The 3303-nt window shown below is 69.1% G+C and carries 1 protein-coding gene; it reads right to left on the minus strand.

Features of this window, described 5'->3' with window-relative positions:
* Positions 1 to 3303 (minus strand): hypothetical protein (locus tag FDZ70_08240; protein ID TLM72675.1); only part of this gene is annotated, 3303 nt, incomplete at both ends.

Below are 3303 nucleotides of genomic sequence, written 5' to 3' on the forward strand. Positions count from 1 at the left end.
CGGGGGCGCAGGTGCGTGGCAGGAGCGGTGCGGTAGCCGGTCGGCGGGTAGTACGAGGCGATGTTGCTGCCCGGGCCGTTAGCGTCGTGGCACGCGAAGCAGACGCGCATGTCGTTGGCGGGAACGTTCGTCGCGTCGATCGAGTTGTTCAGCAGTTTGGGCAGCGTGGAGCCGTGCTGCTCGTGGCAGCTGCGGCAGCTCGCGCGCACCGTGCCGGGGAGGTTCCCGTCGTACTGGATCTGGAGCGCGCTGTAGTCCCAGTCGAGCGTGCCCCTCGGCGAGTCGACGGCGCCGACCTGGAGCCCACGCACGCGGACCGCGAAGCCGGTGTAGTTGGCCGCAGTCAGGATGCCGTTGAGCGAGAGCGTGTGGTCAGTGTCGACGGTCTCCGACGTGCTCGTGGCGGCAGTGATGTCCGTCCACGACCCGCCACTGTTGGTGGAGTACTGGATGTTCCAGTCGTCATCGTTCTGGATGACGTACTTCACCAGCAGGTAGACCTGGGTCACCGAGATGTCGGGGTTCGCGTCCGAACATGCCACGCCGAAGGCCCGCAGACCGTTCGCATCGCTGCCGCCGGTGTTGATCTGCGCCACCGTCCACGCCGCCGCGGTGCGCGGGTTGTTCGCCCAGACCGTGCGCGTGGTCGTCCACGCCGCCGGCGGGTCCCACCTGCGGGCAGGACTCGGGGTGTAGGTCGTGCCGCCGCAGTTGAGCAGGCCGGCGACCCAGTTGACCCCCGTCGTCACGTCCTGGGCACGGTAGACCACCTCGACGCTGATGCTGGTCGCCTGTGCGGGGATGGTCGGCGAGGTCGTGAGGAAGAACATCGCCTGGCTGGTCGCCGTGCCGTCGTTGATGAAGGTGAAGTACGACCCCGCGGTGCGGTCATCGGGCGTGTTGTACGGATCGTCCACGTCGTCCCAGAACGGCGCCGTGCCGGAGGTGTTCGCGGCCGGAACGATCGAGTGGTCCGCCTGCGGGTAGTACGTGGACGGCGTGCTGTAGCCGTCCGTCGTGATCTGGTTCCAGCCGTCCGGGTTGGCCTGGCTGCGAACCGTGATCGTGGCGCCGTCGATGTTGGTGATCCCGCTCGGGAACGTGAACGTCTGCCACATGTCGAACGGCATCTGGTTGGACGTCGCGTAGTTCCCTGCGGTGGATCCGAGCGCGTTCGCTTCGTTGTTCCACGTGACGGGGGTGTCGCTCGCGACGGCGCCGTACAGCGTGGTGACCTGGTTGCTGATCGGCGTTCCGGGCGCGGCGTACCCGTGCCCGTCGGTCGTGTAGAACGCCCCGACGTTCGCCGTCGCGTTCGCCGTGACGGTCCACGGGATGTAGGTCGTCCCGTTCACCGTCTGCGCCGGCAGCGTGCCGTCGTGGCACTTCAGGCAGAAGGTGTTGACGCTGCCCGTGTTCGTGAGCGAGTAGCCGGCGCTGTTGTAGGTGTTGTCGGCGTCGAAGACCGCGTCGGCCGCGGACGCCTCGTGGACGTTGTGGCAGTTGGCGCAGGTCACCTTGGACATCGGGTGCTTGGACACGCTCGAGGTGAAGGTCGCGTCGACCGCCTTCGCCGCGGCGCTCATCGCCGTACCGTAGACGTCGCCGCTCGCGTCGTGGCACTTGCGGCACGCCTCGTCCTTCGGCGGGCTCGTGACCACACCCAGTGCGGTCAACAGACCGGCCATGTTGTCGTAGTGCGTCCCAAAGGTGTACGTGCCGGTCTGGAAGTCCTTGGCCGCGTCGTCGGTGTGGCACTTCGAGCAGTTCGCGCGGAACTTCGAGACGCCGAGCGTGGAGCTCGACTCGTAGTCGTGGGCCGACGCCGCGTACGGCGCGCCGTCGATGTCGGGCGTGTTGGCCGCCCCCACGTTGAGCTGATCCGAGCCCATGCCCTGCTTCGCGAGCGCGCCGGTGCTGTGGCAGCTCACGCAGATGCCGTACGAGCCGCTCGGCATGAAGTCCGTGTTGGTGGCGAGCGCGCCGTTCGTGCTCCCGATGTTCTGCCGCAGGTTCGCGGCCGGGCTCGCCGCGGTCGATCCGTTGAAGTAGTTGTGGTCCGTGTGGCATGACAGGCAGAAGACGTCGGTGGTCGACGTCGGGTAGGCGCCCGTGCCGCCCGGGGTCACCGTGTCGCCGTCGCTGGTCGCGTTGCCCATCACGTGGTGCACGAAGTTCGCGCGCGTGGCGCCGGTGGCCGAGCCGAGCCCGTCCTCCATCGGCGACTGGTACGCGGTGTGGCAGCCGTAGCACGGAGTGCCGCCCGCGGACAGGCCGCCGGTGGGGTTGTGCACGTTGGAGCCGGGGTACGAGCCGCCGTGGCACTTGTAACAGGAGTCGGTGTCGTTCTGGCGGTGGCCGTTGACCACCGGCAGGCGCAGGACCGGCCCGACGCCGCCCACGAGCCGCCCGCTCGTGCGCGAGATGCCCTGGACCATGTCCGCCGCCACGACGGTGGTCAGCGTGGTGCCGCCGGAGTACCCGTTGCCCGTGTCGCTCGCGGTATGGCACGCGAAGCAGAAGTTGCGGATGGCCGGGGCGGAGGACGAGCCGGGCGCGGTGATCGTGATCTCGTCCGCGGCGTCGCCGAGGACCACGGTGGTGTTGTTCGCGCGCGTGACGATCAGCAGGCCGAACGCGGAGCCCGCGGTGCCGTGCGGGTTGTGGCACGCGTAGCACGGCACGGCGCTGCCCGCAGGCAGGACGGTGCTCGTGGTGCACTTGGTCTGGTGGCCGTAGCGCGTCGCGGTCGTGGTGGTCTGCGTGCCGCCGGCGTAGGTGCCCCAGTACTGCTTGATGTCGCTCGACGCGGGGCCGTCCGAGTCGTGGCACGCGAAGCAGACGCCGGCCGACTTCGGGCTGAAGTTCGGCGTGGCCGTCGTTCCGCCGCGCACGATGTCGTAGAGGTTCGCGTTGCCGTGCATGTCGTGGCAGTTCTTGCAGTCGCCCTTGGCGTACGTCGTGCCGGGGTACTGGTACGACGGGACCGCGGCGCTCGTGCCGTGCATCGAGCCGTAGCGGGTCGTGGCGTTGTAGCCGGTCGCGTAGACGCTCTCGCCCGGCCAGCCGTAGTAGCTGTCCGGCCAGCCCGACGCCGACAGGCTCGCGGGAGTCGTGGGCGCGGCGTTGTGGCACGCGAAGCACACCACGTTGTCGCTGGCGAGGATGCGGCGGCCGTTGATGAACGAGTTGCCGCTCGCCGCGTCGAAGACGCCGAGCAGGGCGTCCGCCGGCCCGCCGTGCTGGTCGTGACAGGCCGTGCAGGTGATGCCCGGGTTGGCGCTGGTCGACGCGACGTTCGAC

The organism is Actinomycetota bacterium, assembly GCA_005774595.1.
Classification (GTDB): Bacteria; Actinomycetota; Coriobacteriia; order Anaerosomatales; family D1FN1-002; genus D1FN1-002.